At 42.8% G+C, this 18,871-nt stretch carries 18 protein-coding genes; 10 read left to right on the forward strand and 8 right to left on the reverse strand.

Annotated elements, in window-relative coordinates:
• Window positions 1-14: 14 nt before the first annotated feature.
• The 4 genes from P3L47_RS14980 to P3L47_RS14995 form a co-directional block, all read right to left on the reverse strand.
• Window positions 15-1,574: a DUF4435 domain-containing protein gene (locus P3L47_RS14980; RefSeq protein WP_122363008.1), complete on the reverse strand. Its 1,560-nt coding sequence runs from the start codon at window positions 1,572-1,574 to the stop codon at window positions 15-17.
• A 134-nt stretch (window positions 1,575-1,708) separates the two neighbouring features.
• Entirely contained in the window at window positions 1,709-3,190 is a 1,482-nt protein-coding gene (gene proS, locus P3L47_RS14985; RefSeq protein ID WP_277781317.1) for a proline--tRNA ligase, read from the reverse strand.
• Between the two features lie 75 nt (window positions 3,191-3,265).
• The gene (locus P3L47_RS14990) at window positions 3,266-3,889 is read right to left on the reverse strand and encodes a DUF6563 family protein (protein ID WP_277781318.1); all 624 of its coding nucleotides are present in this window, start codon (window positions 3,887-3,889) and stop codon (window positions 3,266-3,268) included.
• 95 nt (window positions 3,890-3,984) lie between these two features.
• The gene (locus P3L47_RS14995) at window positions 3,985-5,256 is read right to left on the reverse strand and encodes a phosphoglycerate kinase (protein ID WP_075557873.1); all 1,272 of its coding nucleotides are present in this window, start codon (window positions 5,254-5,256) and stop codon (window positions 3,985-3,987) included.
• Window positions 5,257-5,578: 322 nt separating this feature from the next.
• On the opposite strand from P3L47_RS14995, the gene P3L47_RS15000 reads away from it, so the two are divergent.
• The 3 genes from P3L47_RS15000 to P3L47_RS15010 are packed head-to-tail and all read left to right on the forward strand — an operon-like array spanning window position 5,579 to window position 8,426.
• Entirely contained in the window at window positions 5,579-6,733 is a 1,155-nt protein-coding gene (locus tag P3L47_RS15000) for a COG1470 family protein (protein WP_075557872.1), read from the forward strand.
• 3 nt (window positions 6,734-6,736) lie between these two features.
• Window positions 6,737-7,477: an ABC transporter ATP-binding protein gene (locus tag P3L47_RS15005; protein WP_075557871.1), complete on the forward strand. Its 741-nt coding sequence runs from the start codon at window positions 6,737-6,739 to the stop codon at window positions 7,475-7,477.
• Window positions 7,470-8,426, forward strand: a complete 957-nt coding sequence (locus P3L47_RS15010; RefSeq protein ID WP_277781319.1) for an ABC transporter permease — start codon at window positions 7,470-7,472, stop codon at window positions 8,424-8,426. The genes P3L47_RS15005 and P3L47_RS15010 overlap by 8 nt, the downstream gene beginning before the upstream one ends.
• 77 nt (window positions 8,427-8,503) lie before the next feature.
• On the opposite strand, the gene P3L47_RS15015 is transcribed toward P3L47_RS15010, so the two are convergent.
• The 3 genes from P3L47_RS15015 to P3L47_RS15025 form a co-directional block, all read right to left on the reverse strand.
• Complete coding sequence (locus P3L47_RS15015) at window positions 8,504-8,971, reverse strand: alanyl-tRNA editing protein (protein ID WP_277781320.1); 468 nt, start codon at window positions 8,969-8,971, stop codon at window positions 8,504-8,506.
• Between the two features lie 31 nt (window positions 8,972-9,002).
• Window positions 9,003-10,079: a GNAT family N-acetyltransferase gene (locus P3L47_RS15020; protein WP_277781321.1), complete on the reverse strand. Its 1,077-nt coding sequence runs from the start codon at window positions 10,077-10,079 to the stop codon at window positions 9,003-9,005.
• Between the two features lie 162 nt (window positions 10,080-10,241).
• Complete coding sequence (locus P3L47_RS15025) at window positions 10,242-10,757, reverse strand: outer membrane beta-barrel protein (RefSeq protein WP_075560016.1); 516 nt, start codon at window positions 10,755-10,757, stop codon at window positions 10,242-10,244.
• A gap of 150 nt (window positions 10,758-10,907) precedes the next feature.
• On the opposite strand from P3L47_RS15025, the gene panB reads away from it, so the two are divergent.
• Together panB and P3L47_RS15035 are read left to right on the forward strand one after the other, a co-directional pair.
• A complete protein-coding gene (gene panB / locus P3L47_RS15030; protein WP_075557868.1) occupies window positions 10,908-11,735 on the forward strand; it encodes a 3-methyl-2-oxobutanoate hydroxymethyltransferase in 828 nt (275 codons plus the stop codon).
• Window positions 11,736-11,924: 189 nt separating this feature from the next.
• Window positions 11,925-13,256 carry a cobyrinic acid a,c-diamide synthase CobB gene (locus tag P3L47_RS15035; protein WP_277781322.1) on the forward strand — a complete coding sequence of 444 codons (1,332 nt, stop codon included), beginning with the start codon at window positions 11,925-11,927 and terminating at the stop codon, window positions 13,254-13,256.
• On the opposite strand, the gene P3L47_RS15040 is transcribed toward P3L47_RS15035, so the two are convergent.
• Complete coding sequence (locus tag P3L47_RS15040; RefSeq protein ID WP_277781323.1) at window positions 13,249-13,956, reverse strand: DNA alkylation repair protein; 708 nt, start codon at window positions 13,954-13,956, stop codon at window positions 13,249-13,251. The two genes, P3L47_RS15035 and P3L47_RS15040, sit on opposite strands and share 8 nt — an antisense overlap.
• Window positions 13,957-14,057: 101 nt before the next feature.
• Between P3L47_RS15040 and P3L47_RS15045 the strand changes: the two genes are divergently transcribed.
• The 5 genes from P3L47_RS15045 to P3L47_RS15065 all read left to right on the forward strand — a co-directional run bounded on the left by P3L47_RS15045 (window position 14,058) and on the right by P3L47_RS15065 (window position 18,690).
• Window positions 14,058-14,552, forward strand: coding sequence for a hypothetical protein (locus P3L47_RS15045; RefSeq protein ID WP_122363001.1), 495 nt, complete (start codon window positions 14,058-14,060; stop codon window positions 14,550-14,552).
• Between the two features lie 19 nt (window positions 14,553-14,571).
• Entirely contained in the window at window positions 14,572-16,200 is a 1,629-nt protein-coding gene (locus P3L47_RS15050) for a flotillin family protein (RefSeq protein ID WP_277781324.1), read from the forward strand.
• Between the two features lies 1 nt (window position 16,201).
• Entirely contained in the window at window positions 16,202-16,774 is a 573-nt protein-coding gene (locus P3L47_RS15055) for a cob(I)yrinic acid a,c-diamide adenosyltransferase (protein WP_277781325.1), read from the forward strand.
• Window positions 16,775-16,931: 157 nt separating this feature from the next.
• Window positions 16,932-17,534, forward strand: a complete 603-nt coding sequence (locus tag P3L47_RS15060; RefSeq protein WP_277781326.1) for an RNA polymerase sigma-70 factor — start codon at window positions 16,932-16,934, stop codon at window positions 17,532-17,534.
• Window positions 17,535-17,625: 91 nt separating this feature from the next.
• Complete coding sequence (locus P3L47_RS15065) at window positions 17,626-18,690, forward strand: FecR family protein (RefSeq protein ID WP_277781327.1); 1,065 nt, start codon at window positions 17,626-17,628, stop codon at window positions 18,688-18,690.
• Window positions 18,691-18,871: the final 181 nt, after the last annotated feature.

An 18,871-nucleotide genomic window follows, 5' to 3' on the forward strand; every position in this document is an offset into this window, starting at 1 on the left:
TTTTTGATAACTTTTTATGTCCCTAAAGATTCTTTGATAGATGAGCGGATCACTTCTGCATCTTCTTTATTTTCCTTTAATATGGAAAGGATGAGGTTCAGGTAGCTTTCTTTGTTGCTGATTCCGCAAATGTTACACAGGCGGCTTTGCGGGAGCATTCCTTTCTGATTGTACACGCGGAGGATATTTTTGTAATCACCCGTTTCGGTGTATTGGATAAATTTATCTTTTATACCGCTGTATATCTCATCCACATGCACGTTGAAGCGGATGCTTTCCACATGCTCGGTCAGTTGCTCGACGGTCGTTATTTTGCGGTCGACAGTTGTTTCCAGTTTCCGGCGGACACGGTGTTTGGCATGCAGGATCACCTGGCTTTCCAGATCTTTCTCGAACAGCCTGATCACATTTTCCTTTACCTGCCCGAAGACTTGTTCGGGGTCTCTCATCAGGCGGCGGGCAACTGTTTTGATGACCGGTTCAAGCATTAGCAGGTTCTCTACTTCAGCTACGTCGGGAACGAAGATGTGCTGGTCACGCAGATAGTCTATCTCTCCCTGTGTACGACGATCACGGTCGACGATACCCATCGATTCCAATGTGTGGAAATCCTGCAACTGGCGGAAAGCTTTTGTCGTTTCGATCACTTTCTGGCAGCCTCCCATCGGTTTGACCATAAAGTCGGGGAAGATAAGCGGGTAGAGACGGTTGTCGATGCTGTTGGAATCGGTACCTTCGATAAAGAGGATTGGCTTGCGACTTCCGAGTATATCGATATAGACCTCTTCGGGAAGACTGTCGTTGCTTTCTATCAGCTGATAATCCCAAACGTGGGCATCGGCATTGTAATCCCTGATCCATATCCGTTTGCCTTCCGGGCGGGAGGTGGTGAAATCGATATCATGAGTCAGATAGACGTATGTACAGTCGGGGCGCAGAGCTTCTATCTCATCCCACAATAGGTTTTTGATCGAGTTATGAAGTAGTATTTCCGGTTCTTCGATGATCAGTAATTCACCCGGATTGGCGCATAGCACGGCACCGATCAGATAAAAGACAATCTTTTCTCCGTCGCTCATTCGACCAGCTGTATAGGAATTGCTGTCACGGCTGGTTGAAGCGAGTTCGATGAAGCCGGACTTTCGTACCAGCCGGTTATGTGGGAACATCTTTTCCCAGATCGTCTGTATCTGGTCGATCTTGGTAACGGGTGGGGGAAGGTCCGGATGCAGCTTGCATGCCTCTTTATAGTTTACTGCTGCTTCAAACTCTTCGCTTTGTAGGCGGAGAATCAGTTTCTCATAGTCCGATAGCCGGGGCATGAAGATACGTTCTGCTATCATTGACTGCATACGGGCCAGTTCGTTGCCTTCGGACGGTACTGTCTCTTCGTTGCTGCATAAGAACAACGAATGCATTCCCGATATCTTTTTTGCATTTTCTGCATAGCGTTCCAGCAAATCTCTGCCGAACGAACTTTTACCGGCTCCGTTGGCTCCGATTACGACCAGCACTTTTGTTTCTAGCACAGTCGGTTCCAAAGCGTTCAATTTGGTGGGGAGAATCAGTTCCATACAAGTACAGCTTATTTTTCTCCCAAAGGTAATTAATTTATTCGTATTCTGTCATTCTTTTTGTACTGATGGAAAACAAAAAGAGGATATACTTCTGCAAGCATATCCCCTCTCTATAGTTATATGTATTTTGCTTAGTAAGCTCGTGCAAACAATACGCGTTGTGCGGAAGGTTTGCCGGTAACCATACATTTACCCGGTGTCTTGTCTCCTTCCAGAGGGATACAACGGATAGTTGCTTTCGTCTCGTTCTTGATCAACTCTTCTGTTTCAGGAGTACCGTCCCAGTGAGCCATGATGAAGAGGCCTTCTTCGATCTTTTCCTTGAATTCTTCGTAAGTGTCGACTGTGACCGTGCAAGCTGTACGATGGTCGAGTGCTTTTTGGAAGATGTTCTGCTGGATTTCTTCCAACAGGTTCTGTACGTGTTCTTCGATACCGTCGCAAGTGATGGTTTCTTTTTCTAACGTATCGCGACGCATTACTTCAATCGTATTGTTTTCCAAATCGCGTCCACCCATGGCCAGACGTACGGGAACACCTTTCAGTTCGTATTCGGCGAACTTCCATCCCGGTTTCTTATTGTCTGCATCGTCGAACTTAACGGAAATACCCATCTTCTTCAGGTTGGCAACGATACCGTTCACCTTTTCGCTGATCTGTGCCAGTTGCTCTTCACTGCGGTAGATCGGAACGATCACTACCTGGATCGGAGCGAGATGAGGAGGCAATACCAAACCGTTATCGTCTGAGTGAGACATGATCAGCGCACCGATCAGACGGGTGGAAACCCCCCATGAAGTAGCCCATGCATAGTCGCTTTTTCCTTCTTTGTCGATGAAAGTAACGTTGAATGCCTTACCGAAGTTCTGTCCCAGGAAGTGGGAAGTTCCTGCCTGCAATGCTTTTCCGTCTTGCATCATAGCTTCGATCGTATAGGTATCCAAAGCTCCTGCAAAACGTTCACTGGCAGACTTTACGCCTTTAACGACCGGCATAGCCATATAGTTTTCGGCAAAGTTTGCATATACTTGCTGCATCTTCTTTGCTTCGATCTCTGCTTCTTCGCGGGTTGCGTGAGCGGTATGTCCTTCCTGCCACAGGAATTCGGCAGTACGAAGGAACAGACGGGTACGCATTTCCCAACGCATTACGTTTGCCCACTGGTTACATAAGATAGGCAGGTCGCGATAAGACTGGATCCAATTGCGGTATGTATTCCAAATGATTGTTTCTGATGTCGGGCGAATGATCAGTTCTTCTTCCAGTTTAGCTGCCGGGTCGACAACAACACCTGTACCGTCGTGATTTGTTTTCAGACGATAATGTGTAACAACTGCACATTCTTTGGCGAAACCTTCTACGTGTTCGGCTTCTTTGCTTAAGAATGATTTCGGGATCAACAGCGGGAAGTAAGCGTTTACGTGTCCTGTTTCTTTGAACATATCATCGAGGATACGTTGCATTTTTTCCCAAATAGCGTATCCGTAAGGTTTGATAACCATACAGCCACGTACAGCAGAGTTCTCTGCTAAATCCGCTTTAATAACCAGATCCTGGTACCACTGGGAGTAGTTTACACTTCTCTTGGTCAGTTCTTTCAGCTCTTTTGCCATCTTTCTTTAATTCTATGTTATTTTCAATGATTCCAAATAATATCGCGCAAAGGTACAAAAATATTTAGAATGCGATTACAGGCTTTGTTTATTTAGCTGATTGATTTTCTGCAAATACTTATGTATAATTTCAATATGTTCTTTGAGAGTTTCCTTTCCGTATTGCTCCAGTAAATCGGGATAATTTTTAAGAAGTGTCATCATCTTTTCGGAGCCAACTTTATCCAGTTCTTTCGTTGCTGGATCCATTTCGTAATAAACGCGGGAAGAGGCTTCATTGGCAGCTTGAACGGCACCTCCAATAACCCCGAATGCTGCAGCAGCACTCGGACCAACCGAGATTGCATAGAAATAAACTTTTCCCTGACAGACTATTGCAGGGGCAAACCAGGCTCCGATAACGCGTTTTTTGAATTTCAATTTTCGACAGTTTACGTATAGAGAATCATTGACCTCTATTGCGTAAATTTTTGTTTTAATTAATTTGTCAGTCTCTTTATCTCCGTTGTATATTTTATAGTCAGCACCTCCGGACATGAATATCTGGTTCTTGGTCCGTTTTTCAACAATCACGCTTAATGTTGTATCATAGTTTCCATTTAATAGATCGGTAATACTGTTGTACGATTTACATGGTTTCTGGGCAAAAAGACCTTGCGTAAGCAGGAAAAGGCATAAAATAAGATAAGTTGTTCTCATTGTATATCGAGTTAGATTGAATTAGGGGCGAAATATAGAAATAAAAAGGCAACCTTAAAATAAGATTGCCTTTTTATAATATTGAAAATTAATTCTTATTTGTACGGTTCGCCTTTAACAGCAGCGATACCCGGCAGAACTTTACCTTCGATAGCTTCTAGCAAAGCACCACCACCTGTAGATACATAAGATACTTCGCTTGCAATACCGAACTTGTTAACGCAAGCAACAGAGTCGCCACCACCAACAAGAGAGAATGCACCGTTCTTAGTAGCTTCAACGATAGCGTTACCTACTGCACGAGAACCGTCAGTGAAGTTTTCGAATTCGAATACGCCTGTAGGACCGTTCCAAAGGATAGTCTTAGATTTCTTGATAACGTCAGCGTAGATTTCGATAGTCTTAGGACCGATGTCAAGACCTTCCCATCCGTCAGGAATTTCGTTAACGTTAGCAAATTTAGTATTTGCGTCGTTGCTGAAAGCATCAGCGATCTTAGCGTCGACAGCCAATACCAGGTTTACACCTTTTTCTTTTGCTTTCTTCATCAGGTCGAGAGCCAGATCCAGTTTGTCATCTTCGCAGATAGAGTTACCGATCTTGCCGCCCATAGCCTTAGTGAAAGTATAAGTCATACCACCTGTTACGATCAGGTTATCTACTTTGTTCAGCAGGTTTTCGATGATTTCGATTTTAGAAGAAACTTTAGAACCACCCATGATAGCGGTAAACGGACGAGCGATGTCGTTCATTACTTTTTCTACAGCTTTTACTTCTTTTTCCATCAGGTAACCGAACATTTTGTGGTCAGCATCGAAGTAATCAGCGATCAGCGCCGTAGAAGCGTGAGCACGGTGAGCAGTACCGAATGCATCGTTTACATAGCAGTCTGCATAAGAAGCCAATCTCTTAGTGAATTCTTTCTGGCTTTCTTTTACTGCTTTTTTAGCAGCTTTCTTTTCGTCGTCTGTTGCATCTTCAGCCAAACCTCTGGGTTTACCTTCTTCTTCTGCATAGAAACGAAGGTTTTCCAGCAATAAAGCTTCGCCCGGTTGCAGAGCAGCAGCTTTAGCACCAGCTTCTTCACCAATACAGTCGTTAGCAAACTGAACTTCTACGCCCAGTAATTCAGATACACGACCCAAAATATGTTTCAGTGAAAATTTATCAGTAACGCCTTTCGGACGACCCAGGTGAGAACCTATGATTACACTGCCACCGTCTGCCAGGATCTTCTTAAGAGTAGGAAGAGCGGCACGAATACGGGTGTCGTCTGTGATGTTGAAGTTTTCGTCCAATGGAACGTTGAAGTCAACTCTTACAAATGCCTTTTTGCCGGCAAAATTGAAATTGTCAATTGATTGCATAACTCTTGTATTTAAATTTCTGTATAAAATGTCTTTCTTAGCGCTCGCAAACTTACACAAAAATATTTTATTTCAATGTTACATTTGCAGAATAATTCGGTCTGTTTAGCATACAAATGGCTTCTTTTAGGGTTGTCTATATATAATGTATAGGAAAGGTTCGTTTGTTATCGCATCCATAACAGAGCTTTAACGGATTAGGAAAGGAAATGCTTGTACGATAGTTTTTTTTTAATTCTTTTAAAAGTATCTAATACTCTCTGTCTATATATTTGCCTCCGGCTAATAAGTAATCATTTTTGTATACTCTATAAAAATCATTATGAAAATGCAAATTAACTGTTTAAACCTATTATTTGTACTGTTATTGGGGATAATCCCTTGTAGTAAAGTCCACGCTGATGATTCTGAAAAGAGCGTGATGTTGTACACTCCCTACACAAAGATAGCGGTTCCGCCGGGGGAGTCGATCGATTACAGTATTGACGTCATTAACAAAAGTGACGAAGTGAAAAACGCAACTATCTCTGTCGAGGGAATGCCTCGGGGATGGAGTTATGAAGTAAAGTCCGGGGGATATTCGATCAGCCAGCTTTCGGTCCTTCCGGATGAGAAGAAGAATTTTTCCCTGAAGGTGGAAGTGCCGGTGAAAGTGAATAAGGGAACTTATAATTTTACGGTTTCGGCTGATGGCATGGCAAAACTTCCGCTTACTATTACCGTTTCCAAGCAGGGAACTTATCAGACAGACTTCACAACTACCCAGCCAAATATGGAAGGTAATTCCAAATCTACTTTTACCTTTAATGCAACGATCAAGAATCGTACTGCGGAACAACAACTTTATGCCCTGACGGCTGAAGTGGAAAGAGGTTGGAATGTGGTGTTTAAGCCTAATTATAAGCAGGCGACATCTGCACAGGTAGAACCGAACGCGACTCAAAATATAACGATCGATGTCAATCCGCCGGCAAATGTAGCAGCAGGAACTTATAAAATCCCCGTTCATGCATCGACTGGTTCTACTTCTGCCGATCTGGAACTGGAAGTAGTCATCACCGGTTCCTATGAAATGGAACTGACGACACCGAGGGGATTGCTTAGTTCGGATATAACGGCTGGCGATACCAAGCGGATAGATCTGGTAGTAAAAAATAACGGTTCCGGTGAGTTGAAAGATGTAACATTTTCAGCAAGCAAACCGGTAGACTGGGAAGTCTCTTTCGATCCTGCCAAGGTCGTAAAACTGGGGGCAGGACAGAGCACAAATGTGGTGGCTATCGTAAAGGCTTCCAAAAAGGCGCTTCCGGGCGATTATGTTACAAAAATGGAAGCAAAGACGCCGGAAGTTAATGCTACTGCAGATTTCCGTATCTCCGTAAAGACCCCGATGGTTTGGGGATGGGTCGGTGTATTTATTATAGTGGTAGTATTAGGTGGTGTGTATTATCTGTTCCGCAAATACGGAAGGAGGTAAGCCATGTGCCAGCATGTTATCGAACTAACCGGCTTGACAAAGAAGTACGGAGGTTTTACGGCAGTGAACGATTTGAATCTCACTGTTGAGAAAGGTGATATATTTGGTTTGCTTGGCCCTAATGGTGCCGGTAAATCAACAACTATCCTGATGATGCTCGGACTGACCGAACCTACTTCCGGGTCAGTAAAGGTCTGTGGTATAGATTCGACTACCCACCCGATAGAGGTAAAAAGGAAAGTCGGTTACCTACCCGAAGACGTAGGTTTTTATGATGATATGACCGGAATAGAGAACCTGGTTTACACGGCTCAGTTGAATGGTATTCCTAAAAGCGAAGCGATACAGAAAGCGGAGCAGCTACTAGACAGGGTGGGCTTGACTAATGAAGGAAAGAAGAAAGCCGGGAAATATTCCCGGGGTATGCGTCAGCGTCTGGGACTGGCGGATGTGTTGATAAAAGAGCCGGAAGTAATTATTTTGGATGAACCGACATCGGGAATAGATCCGTCCGGTGTACGCGAATTTATGGATTTAATTCATCAGTTGAGCCATGAGGACGGTTTGACGGTCTTATTCTCTTCCCATCATTTGGATCAGGTTCAGCAGGTTTGCAACCGGGTCGGGTTATTTAGCGGTGGTAAACTACTGGCTGATATCAGGCTGGCCGAGTTGCAAAAAGAAGAACATGCGCTCGAACATATTTATAATCGTTATTTCGAAGGAGGTAAAGATCATGAATAGAATATATCATCCTTTTTGGGTAATTGTAAACAAGGAAGTCTCCGACCATGTGAGAAGTTGGCGGTTTATCATTCTGATCGTCATAATTGCGTTGACTTGTATGGGGGCGTTGTACACTGCCCTTACTAATATCGGTGCTTCTATTAAACCGAATGATCCGGATAATGCATTCTTGTTTCTGAAGCTGTTTACCGTATCAGATGGGACGTTGCCCTCCTTTGTCGTATTTATCAGCTTTTTAGGGCCATTGTTAGGAATCGCCCTCGGATTCGATGCGATCAATTCGGAGCAAAACAGGGGTACGCTTAGTCGTATCCTGTCACAACCGATTCATCGGGATTATCTGATCAATGCGAAGTTTGTGGGAGCTTTGATCGTGATAGCGATTATGCTGTTTTCGTTAGGCTTTTTGGTGATGGGTTTTGGGTTGATTGCTATCGGTATTCCGCCAACGGCAGAAGAGTTTCTGAGGATGGTGTTCTTTATTATTGTCAGTATCTTCTACGTGGCCTTTTGGCTGAATTTGTCGATATTCTTTTCCATACAATTCCGTCAGGCGGCGACTTCTGCATTGGCTTGTGTGGCAATTTGGTTGTTTTTCAGTGTTTTTTATAATATGATCATTAATCTGATAGGAAAAGCACTCAGTCCTTCCGGATTTGCCAGCGATTATCAGATAATCAGTTACCAGCGCTTTATGCTTAATCTGTTACGTTTCGCACCGAGCCAGTTGTTCAGTGACGCAACGACCACATTGCTGATGCCTTCTGTCAGAAGTTTGGGGCCGTTGACTATGGAACAGGTTCATGGAGCTATTCCCAGTCCGTTGCCTTTAGGACAGAGCCTGATGGTTGTCTGGCCGCAATTGACCGGGCTGATTGCGGCGACGGTTGTTTGTTTCGCTTTATCATATGTATCTTTTATGAGGAGAGAAGTTCGTTCCCGGTAATTTGATAAATTAGAAAAGGCTCTTATCCGATGTAGGGATGAGAGCCTTTCTTTATTCATTGTATATCTACCTTTTGGTTATACGGCTTCCAGCTTAAAGCGCAGGCGTAATCTTCCGTCTGCATAATCATAGTTAAGCAGTTTGAACCGTCCAATTTCGGAGGTATTGCCGACGTGGGCGCCAATGCATGCACAAGTATCGTAATCTCCAACACGAACGATACGTAGTGTCTCGCTGGCATCTTCCGGTAATTTGCTGAGATCGACAATGGCACCGGCTTCCGATTTCGGGATAAAGTCGACTGTTACAGGTAGATGTTGATCTATCACTTCGTTTATCCGTCGTTCTACTTCTGCCATCATTTCAGCAGTAGGCGCTTCTGACAATTCATAATCGCACTTGCTCTTTTTTCTTTCTATATGGGCGTTCCTGGAACGGGGACAACCGAACATTCGGACCATCGTCTGGTTAAGAATATGTTCGGCCGTGTGCATAGGTGGATACTCGGCCTTGTTGTGCTCGTTTAATTGAAGTTCTTGTTCCATAAATAAATTGAATATCTCTGTTTTTGATTATTTATTCTGCAATATCCTTTTTCAAAAGGCTATATACATTAATATCTGTGTATTCACCGTTTATTAAAAGTTCACCGTCGCGTTCCGTTCCTTCTTGTTTGAATCCTAAGCGTTGGGGAATGGCATTGCTGGCTGTATTGCCTATGGCACATCTTATTTGAATACGATTGAATCCTTTTTCACAGAGAGCTAACAGGCATAAATGATGTACGGCCCTGGTAACAAGACCTTTTCCTCTGTATTCAGGAAGTAGCCAATAACCTATTTCCGTACGATGGTTGGCACGGTCTGAGAAATGAAAACCGATCAGTCCGCAAATACTTTTCCCTTTCTCAATCATATAGACGATATCCCGTTCTTCATACGGAACCTGTAACGAAGATGAAAGGAAGGCTTGTTCATCGCCAACACTTTTCAGGCCATCGACAAAAGGTAGCCAGGTCCGTAAGTCGTCACGATTTTTATCTATTGCATCGAAAATGATTCCGGCATCTTCGTAAATAGCTTCACGGATGGTATAACCCGGAACACCGAAAGACGAGACATGAGGATAAATACATTTCTCGAATGCTTTCCTTATATTATTGCCTCTGTAACGAACTTCTCCTGTATATTGGAATCCCAGCGAATCGATCAGGTGAAGCATATATTCATTGTCGTAATTTGTGTCGACGCGAAAGTTATAGATTCCTTTCTGACGACTGACCTCTTCGGCTTCCAGCATAAAACGTTTAGCTATTCCTTGATGTTTCATTTCATCGGCAACAGCCAAACGATGGACAATCATATAAGGTAATTCATTCGTCCATTTTCCATCGATATCTTTATATACAGGTTCTCCGTCAAAAGAGATAACACCGTATGCAACCACTTTATTTCCTTTGCAGAAGACATAACCGTTGCCGGTCTTAATGTCTTGACTGATCGTTTCGAGAGCCGGATAGCTTTCGTCCCATTGATGGCTGTTGAGCCGGCGCATTTGTTCTTTTGCTTGTCCGATAATAACCCAGATACGTTCGATATCTGTTTCTTCAGCTTTTCTGAATAGTAAGTCTGAAGCGATTTTCCTGTTGTCCATAGTATACTTATATTTCAGCAGATGCAAATATAATGATATATTTCGGGCAATCGGATATTTTTTGAAGAAGTAGGGGGAGGGAAGAAGGAGGATGTGCCAAAAAGACGATATCTGCGTCTGGTTTATTTATTTTGGCACATCTTCCGTAGTTATCTTGATCGATTAAAATTCATAGTGGAAACCGAATGTCAGGTCTTCAGAACTCAAGCTGATACCGGATGTACTGTTGCCATATTTGTAATCATCGCGGTAACCTGCAAATCCGTATTTAGTAACGAATGTAAGGTTCTTGCATATCTCAAGAGCGATACCCGGCTTAATACCGATTTCAAAGCCGTTGACACTGTCGTTGCTTTCTTTTTTATAAGTAGAAACACCTACACCACCATCCACGAATAAACGGACAATACCTTTTTCAAAGAAAGAGAAACGTGCATAAGGAGCAAAATTGAATGCGTTAGCCTTTAACTCGCCATTCTTGAAATGAGTATAACCGATTTCTGCAGCGATAGCCCAGGTCTTGTTCAGGTTATAACCGACTTCAGGGGCGATAGTAAAATTGGTGACATCTGCGTTCTTGTCGTGAGTCAGATTGAAAGAACCACCTACATAAACCTGTGCATCAGCACTGACGATTGCCATAAATGCAACCACCAAAGTAAAAATCAACTTTTTCATCTTTGCTTGTATTTTAAACGTTAAATGTAAACGGGCGCAAAGATAAACAAAAATAAACATATGTTGTACGACATAAATATTTTATTGTTTGTCTTGCTTATTACAGAATATCCTTAACTTTGCCGCCGTAACAATTAACAAAAAAGCATTATGTCAGTTGCAAAGAGGGATTTAGATGATACAAGAAAGGTGACTACACATCGCCTGATGGAAATGAAACAACGTGGAGAAAAAATATCCATGTTGACAGCTTACGATTATTCAATGGCTAAACTGATCGATCAGGCAGGTATGGATGTTATCCTGGTCGGCGATTCTGCATCGAATGTGATGGCCGGAAATGTAACAACGCTTCCTATAACACTGGACCAAATGATTTATCATGGTAAATCTGTTATGAAAGCCGTTAATCGTGCGTTGGTAGTAGTAGACCTGCCTTTCGGTACCTATCAGGGTAATTCGAAAGAGGCTTTGGCTTCCGCTATCCGTGTCATGAAGGAAACACATGCCGATTGTATTAAACTGGAGGGAGGAAGTGAAATAAGAGAATCTATTGAACGCATCCTTTGTGCAGGTATACCTATAATGGGACATTTGGGTTTGACTCCGCAGTCTATCAATAAATTCGGTACTTATACAGTTCGTGCCCGTGAAGAAGCTGAAGCACAGAAGCTGATTGACGATGCTCACCTTTTGGAAGAGATCGGCTGTTTTGCCATCGTGTTGGAAAAGATTCCGGCAGAGTTGGCAGCACGTGTCGCTTCTGAGCTGACTATTCCTATTATTGGTATCGGTGCCGGTGGAGGTGTAGACGGCCAGGTTTTGGTTATGCATGATATGCTGGGTATCAACATGGGATTCTCTCCGCGCTTCCTTCGTAGATATGCTAATATCGGCGAAGAGATCACTCGTGCCGTACAGGCTTACATCGAGGATGTGAAGACACAGGATTTCCCGAACGAAAAAGAGCAGTATTAATACTGATTGAACTTATAAGAAGCACGTGTTTCGTGCTGTTGATTCTGTTTTGCCACCGTGATGGCAAATGTCTGCCACTAGGATGGCAGAACATTGCCATTACGGTGGCAGGACTCTGCCATCCTAGTGGCAGAATCGTTCGCTTAGCATAAAACCTTTCCATTATTATTGATGAACATCTTATAGATCATGAAATCGCACCTTTTAATAGGAGCCGCTTCTTCGGGAAGTGGGAAGACAACATTTACACTCGGACTACTTCGGGCATTGAAGAACCGGGGAGAGGTAGTCAGACCCTTTAAATGCGGACCGGATTATATCGATACACGCCACCATAAGATGGCCGCCGGCTTCCCTTCTGTAAATCTGGATAGTTTCATGATGTCGGAGCAACATATAAAGGAACTGTATCGGCATTATACTTCCGAAGCCGATTATGCAGTGACCGAAGGAGTGATGGGGCTTTTTGACGGATACGACGGAATGAAAGGCAGTAGTGCTGAAATAGCAGGTCTGTTGGGTATTCCGGTCATACTGATTGTCAATGCAAAGAGTACGGCTTACTCTGTCGCTCCATTATTATATGGATTCAAAAACTTCCATAAAGAACTTAATCTGGTTGGTGCGGTTTTCAATTTTGTCGCTTCGGAGAATCATTATTCTTTTCTGAAGCAAGCATGTCTCGATGCCGGGGTGGAAGCGTTAGGATATCTCCCTAAACAAGCGGATGTAGAGATTCCCAGCCGTCATTTAGGTCTATCATTAGATGAGGCATTTTGTTTCGATACGTTTGCCGATCGTGTAGCAGATTTGGTGGAAAAGCATGTCGATATAGACCGGCTTTTGGAGCTGACGGCTTATCAGTCTGATGCCTCGACCTCCCATCTTCTTACTCAATCAGGAGAAAATACACCGCCTTCCTTAAGAATATCGATTGCCAGGGATGCCGCTTTCAATTTTGCTTATGAAGAGAATATCCGGTTGTTGCATCGATTAGGTAAGGTTACCTTTTTCAGTCCTCTGAAAGATACGACATTGCCGGCGTCTGATTTTGTCTATTTACCCGGAGGATATCCTGAATTATATTTATCTGAGTTGTCTTCCAACCAGCCAATGCTCCGGTCAATCCGACAATATGTGGAAGCAGGAGGGAGGCTGTTGGCGGAATGTGGCGGAATGATGTATTTATGTAATGAGATAAGATCGATAGAAGGAACTATTTACCCGATGGTTGGCCTGTTCAATCAGTCGGCTACTATGGAACAGATGAAGCTTCGCCTGGGATATCGTACCTTACATTATAAAGACTATACAATGAAAGGACATGAATTTCATTATTCCTGTGTCTTGCCCTGCGAAGAACATCTTGCATCAGTTGCTACCGCGCAAACGGCAAAAGGAGTCTCTGTCGATACTCCACTTTACAGGTATAAGAACGTGCTGGCAGGTTATACACACCTGTATTGGGGTGACAATACGAATAATAAATGGTTTATAGACTATTTGAACGGACTTATTTAGCCATAGCCTGTACTTTCAGTTCTTTGGGCATCTTCTCGATGGCATATCTTAATGAGGTACGGGGCATAGTTGCTTTTTTCGACATCACATAATCGAATACCTCTTCCTGATGAGCTTCGCTGGCAGCTTTCAGCATCCAGCCATATCCTTTTTGTACCAGATCGTCCGGGTCGTAAAGAAGAATATCTGCGATCTCGAAAATATCTTGCAGGAACATCCCTTTCCTGGCAGGAATAATCAGGGTAACGGCAGCCGCACGTTTGGTCCAGCGGTTATCCGACCGTGCCCATTCTTTCAACCGGGATATATAGTCCGGATACATTTCAAGGAATGTCCCGACCGTATGATTGCATAATGTGTCGCAGGATGCCCAATTGTTGACATACGAGTTTACCCATTTCTCAAATACGGTAAAGTCTTCCGGTTGGTATTGTGTATGAATATAGTAAGACCAGTTACATGCAATGTATGATTCCTCCGAATAACCGGATTCCCACAGTGCTTCACATAAAGAAAAGATTTCGTTCTTAGGAAGTTCTTTGATCGACGTGAAAAGTTCTTTACTGATCTTGTTGACAAGAGGAACCTTTACACCATGATACAGGATATTTTCCTTGAAGAAGTTCTGGGCATTGTCACGAGTCTTTTCGTCTATGTTTTCAATGAGTGCCTGTTGTACTGTTTCTATGATTGTTTGCATAAGGTAGTCTTAATAATTTACTGCAAACATACATATTTTTATTATATATGCCGGTTTTATCGAAATAATCCTTATTTTCGTGAACACTAATAATTCATACCATGGTCAATACTATTTTTCTCGGTATCGCAATAGTTGCTTCAGCTATATTTCTGATACAGTTTATCATGTCTATCTTTTTCGGTGACCTGGATACAGATACGGATATCGATGCAGATCTTAGTAGTGCCGTATCATTCAAAGGTTTTACTCATTTTTGTATCGGCTTCGGTTGGTATATGTATATTGCTAAAAGTACATCCATATCGACTTTCCTGATCGGTATACTGATCGGATTGGCTTTCGTTTTCGTCTTATGGTTCCTTTATAAAAAAGCCTATCAGCTTCAGAAAGAGAATAAACCGGAGAAGACGGAAGCCCTTGTCGGTCGTGAATGTTCGATTTATGCACAAGACGGTGTTCGCTATTTCGTGCAGGTAGCTCAGAATGGAGCCTTGCGTGAGGTGGAAGTCCGTTCTCTGGAAGGAAAAAAGTATCAGACAGGAGATCGTACGATTATCTGCAAAGTAGAATCAGGAACAATTTATATACAATAACAAACTCAAGGATTAAGTTATGACACAGGAAATGTTAATTATGGTAGCCATTCTGGTAGTGGTTATCATCCTTTCTTTTATCGGAATATTATCCCGGTATCGTAAATGTAAGAGTGATGAAGTGCTGGTAGTGTATGGTAAGACATCCGGTGAGAAATCCGCTAAACTTTATCATGGTGGGGCCGCTTTCGTTTGGCCTATCATTCAGGGGTATGAGTTCCTTTCCATGAAACCTCTTCAGATAGACTGCAAACTGACCGGAGCCTTGTCTGCCCAAAATATCCGTGTGGATGTTCCGACAACCATTACGGTGGCGATCAGTACCGACCCCGAAGTGATGCAGAATGCAGCCGAACGTCTGTTGGGGTTGCAACCGGAAGATAAACAGAACCTTATTACCGATGTCGTGTACGGTCAGATGCGTCTGGTTATCGCCGACATGACAATCGAGGAACTGAACTCCGACCGTGATAAATTCCTGTCTAAGGTACGCGACAATATCGATACGGAGCTGCGCAAATTCGGTCTTTACCTGATGAACATCAACATCAGTGATATCCGTGATGCCGCCAACTATATCGTCAACCTCGGTAAAGAAGCGGAAAGCAAGGCTTTGAACGAAGCCCAGGCAAATATCGAAGAACAGGAAAAGCTGGGTGCCATCAAGATTGCCAACCAGATTCGTGAACGTGAAACTACTGTTGCCGAGACGCGCAAAGATCAGGATATTGCGATTGCTGAAACCAAGAAACAACAGGAAATTTCTGTGGCTAATGCCGATAAGGAGCGTATCGCACAGGTTGCCGTAGCCAATGCAGAAAAGGAATCGCAGGTTGCCCGTGCCGAAGCCGATAAGAATATCAATATCGAAAGAGCGAACACTGATAAGGAAAGCCGCGTGGCTGAATTGAATTCCGATATGGAAATCAAGAAAGCCGATGCCGGAAGAAAAGCTGCCGTAGGACGAAACGAAGCAAACAAGGAAGTGGCGAAGTCGGATGCCGAACTTGCCGTAACTCAGGCGGAAGCCAATAAACAGGCCGGTGAAGCAGCAGCCAAATCGGAAGCCTCTGTACAGGCTGCCCGCGAAATTGCACAACGTGAAGTGGAAGAAGCGAAAGCCAAAAAGGTAGAATCTGCCCTGAAAGCACAAAAGATCGTACCGGCCGAGATTGCCCGTCAGGAAGCGATCCTGCAAGCTGAAGCTGTTGCCGAAAAGATGATTCGTGAAGCTGAAGCGAAAGCAAAGGCAACATTGGCACAGGCCGAAGCCGAAGCAAGAGCTATCCAGATGAAACTGGAAGCCGAAGCTGAAGGTAAAAAGAAATCCTTGCTTGCTGAAGCCGATGGTTTCAAGGCGATGGTTGAGGCTGCCGAATCGAATCCGGCTATCGCTATTCAGTATAAGATGGTGGATCAGTGGAAAGAAATAGCTGGTGAGCAGGTGAAAGCATTCGAACATATGCAGCTGGGTGATATTACTGTCTTTGACGGTGGTCAGGGTACAACCGGTAATTTCCTGAATCAGTTAGTTAAAACAGTGGCTCCGAGTCTGGGCGTATTGGATAAATTGCCTATCGGTGATACTGTAAAAGGAATCATCCATCCGGAAGAAAAAGAAGAAAAGAAAGATACAACGAAGAAGTAATATGAGAATTTATACCAGAGGAGGAGATAAAGGTCGTACCGGTATCCACGGCGGCGAACGGGTAGACAAAGACGATATCCGTATCGAAGCGAACGGTACATTGGATGAAGTGAATGCACAAATCGGTATCGTGCGGGCTTTATTGCCTCCTGAACATGAATGGCAGGATGTCTTGGGTAAGATACAGCGGGAACTGATGGTAGTTATGTCGCGTGTAGCGACCCCGTCGGTTATCCGTGATAAGAATCCGAACAGTCTTTCGGAAGACCTGGTGTCTTTCTGCGAACAGCAGATCGATACCCTGACCGCGCAGATGGAAGATAACGGATTTTTCATCCTTCCGGGAGGAACATTGATCTCCGCCCATCTGCAACTGGCCCGTACGATTGTCCGTCGTGCCGAACGTCGTTTGTGGACGTTGAACAGGCAAGATCCCGTCGAAGAGAATATCCTTCAATTTACCAATCGCTTGTCCGATCTACTCTTTACGATGGCACGGTATGAGATGTTCAAACAAGATCATGCGGAGGAGCGTTGGAATTCTTTCTTGTATAAGAGAAAAAAGAAAGAATAATATTCGTTTTTGTTTTGCCATAAGTTTCAATAGTTTCAAAAGTGATGCCGCGATTATAATCTGGTGTCACTTTTGGTATAAAGAAAGTATTGTGTAAGTTTGTTTACTTTTTTATACTCAAGAGATCGTTTGTTACCTTATAAATTTAATTGAGCGAATGGATAAACTTGCTTCTTATATGATTGAATCAATTCGATCGGGGGATATTAAATCTTTCGAAATTGTATTCAAGACTTATTATAATCGTTTATGTATTTACGCTAATGGTTATATTCATGATGCGGAACAGGTAAAACTCATTGTGAATGATGTGTTTATCAATTTATGGGAGAAACGTACTGATTTAAGAATAGAGATATCCCTGGATGGATATTTATACAAAAGCGTTCGTAATCATTGCATCAATTATTTACAGAGGGAAAAGAAGAAGACAGAAATGATTTCTTCTGATTTGGATATTATACTCTCTGATGAAAATGCATCATATCATCCAGTTTCCGACGATTACCCTATGGATCTTCTTCTGGTGGGGGAGTTGGATGAAAAAATAAAAAAAGTAGTAGATACTCTTCCTCCCCAATGCCGTGAAATATTTATTCTTAGTAGAATTGAAAACTATTCGAATGAAGAAATTGCTAAAAAACTTAACTTATCGGTGGGCACTGTTAAGTCGCAAATATTTAGGTCTTTAACTAAATTGAGAAAGGAGCTGTCAGACTATTTTCCATATCTTATTTTAATAATTCATCCTTTTTTGTAAAAATAATCCATCCGGTTTGTAAACCGGAATAAAAAATGTGTGTCATTCTATATAGAGCACAACAAATATGTGCGCATCATATAGAATAGACATGGAAGATAAAACTAATATACCGGATCACATCAAACAGCTATTGATCGACTATCTGTCAGGAACTCTTTCTGGAAAGGACAGAGACCATTTAGAGCGTTGGATGAAGGAAGCTCCGGAGCATCGGAATCTGGTGAAAGAAATAAGTGAAATCTGGCAAGTATCCTCCATTTTGAAAGATAAACCGGATTTTGATGCCAATGAGGCCTGGACGAATGTGTTGCAAGCAATTTCTGTAAAGAAGAAAACTCCGGTATTTTTTATTATCCGCCTGAAACCCTGGCTGCGAATAGCAGCGATGCTAATTCTGGCATTTTCGTTAGGTATTATCAGTAAAGGTTATTGGGAAAAAGATACCTCCGATGTTACAATGCTGGTCGAAATGTCGACTCCCGATAAATCCAAAGCCTATATAACATTGCCTGACAGTACGCGTATATGGCTTAACTCCGGATCGAATGTCCGGTATTCAAAGAATTATGGTGTAAGCGAACGTGATATTCAACTGGAAGGGGAAGCTTATTTCGTTGTGGCAAAAAATAGGGAATTGCCTTTTATTGTTCATACTTCCGGAATCACAGTTCAGGCTTTAGGAACTATGTTTAATGTCAGGTCGTATCCCGAAGATAATAAAGTGGAAACAGCATTGGAGGAGGGATCCGTGTTGTTAACGGCTCACTCTGTCGATGGAAAAGAGGTCACTTCAGTCACATTGACTCCCAACCAGGTTGCTTCTTATCTGAAAGGGGAGAATCACTTTACGGTAGAGAATGCTCCTTCAGCTCAATATACTACCTGGAAAGAATCCCGATGGACTATAAGAAAAGAACCATTGGGGAATTTCTTTAAAATGCTGGAAAGCCGGTACCACGTAACTATTACTTATCCGGCAGATAAATTGCAACAACATACATTTAGCGGAACAATTGTAGATGAAACTCTTGAAGAAGTTTTGGATATGGTGAAACTAACATCTCCTATTGACTATTCTATGGATAATGGACAAGTGATTATAAAGATGAACCTGAAACAACAGGAGAAGTTTGAGAAATTAATTAAACAATAAAATGAAGGAGGACTGCCTATGGGGAATGCATGAATGTGAAAAAAAGTGGGCATGAAAGGTTGGCAGACCTTTCACACCCCAAATTTAATTTATGAATCTGACTTCCGGAGTACTAGTCATAAGCCGGTAAGTCAAACTTAAAACTATTACAAATATATGAAAAGCATTGAACAAAAAAAAC

The organism is Parabacteroides chongii (assembly GCF_029581355.1).
Classification (GTDB): Bacteria; Bacteroidota; Bacteroidia; order Bacteroidales; family Tannerellaceae; genus Parabacteroides; species Parabacteroides chongii.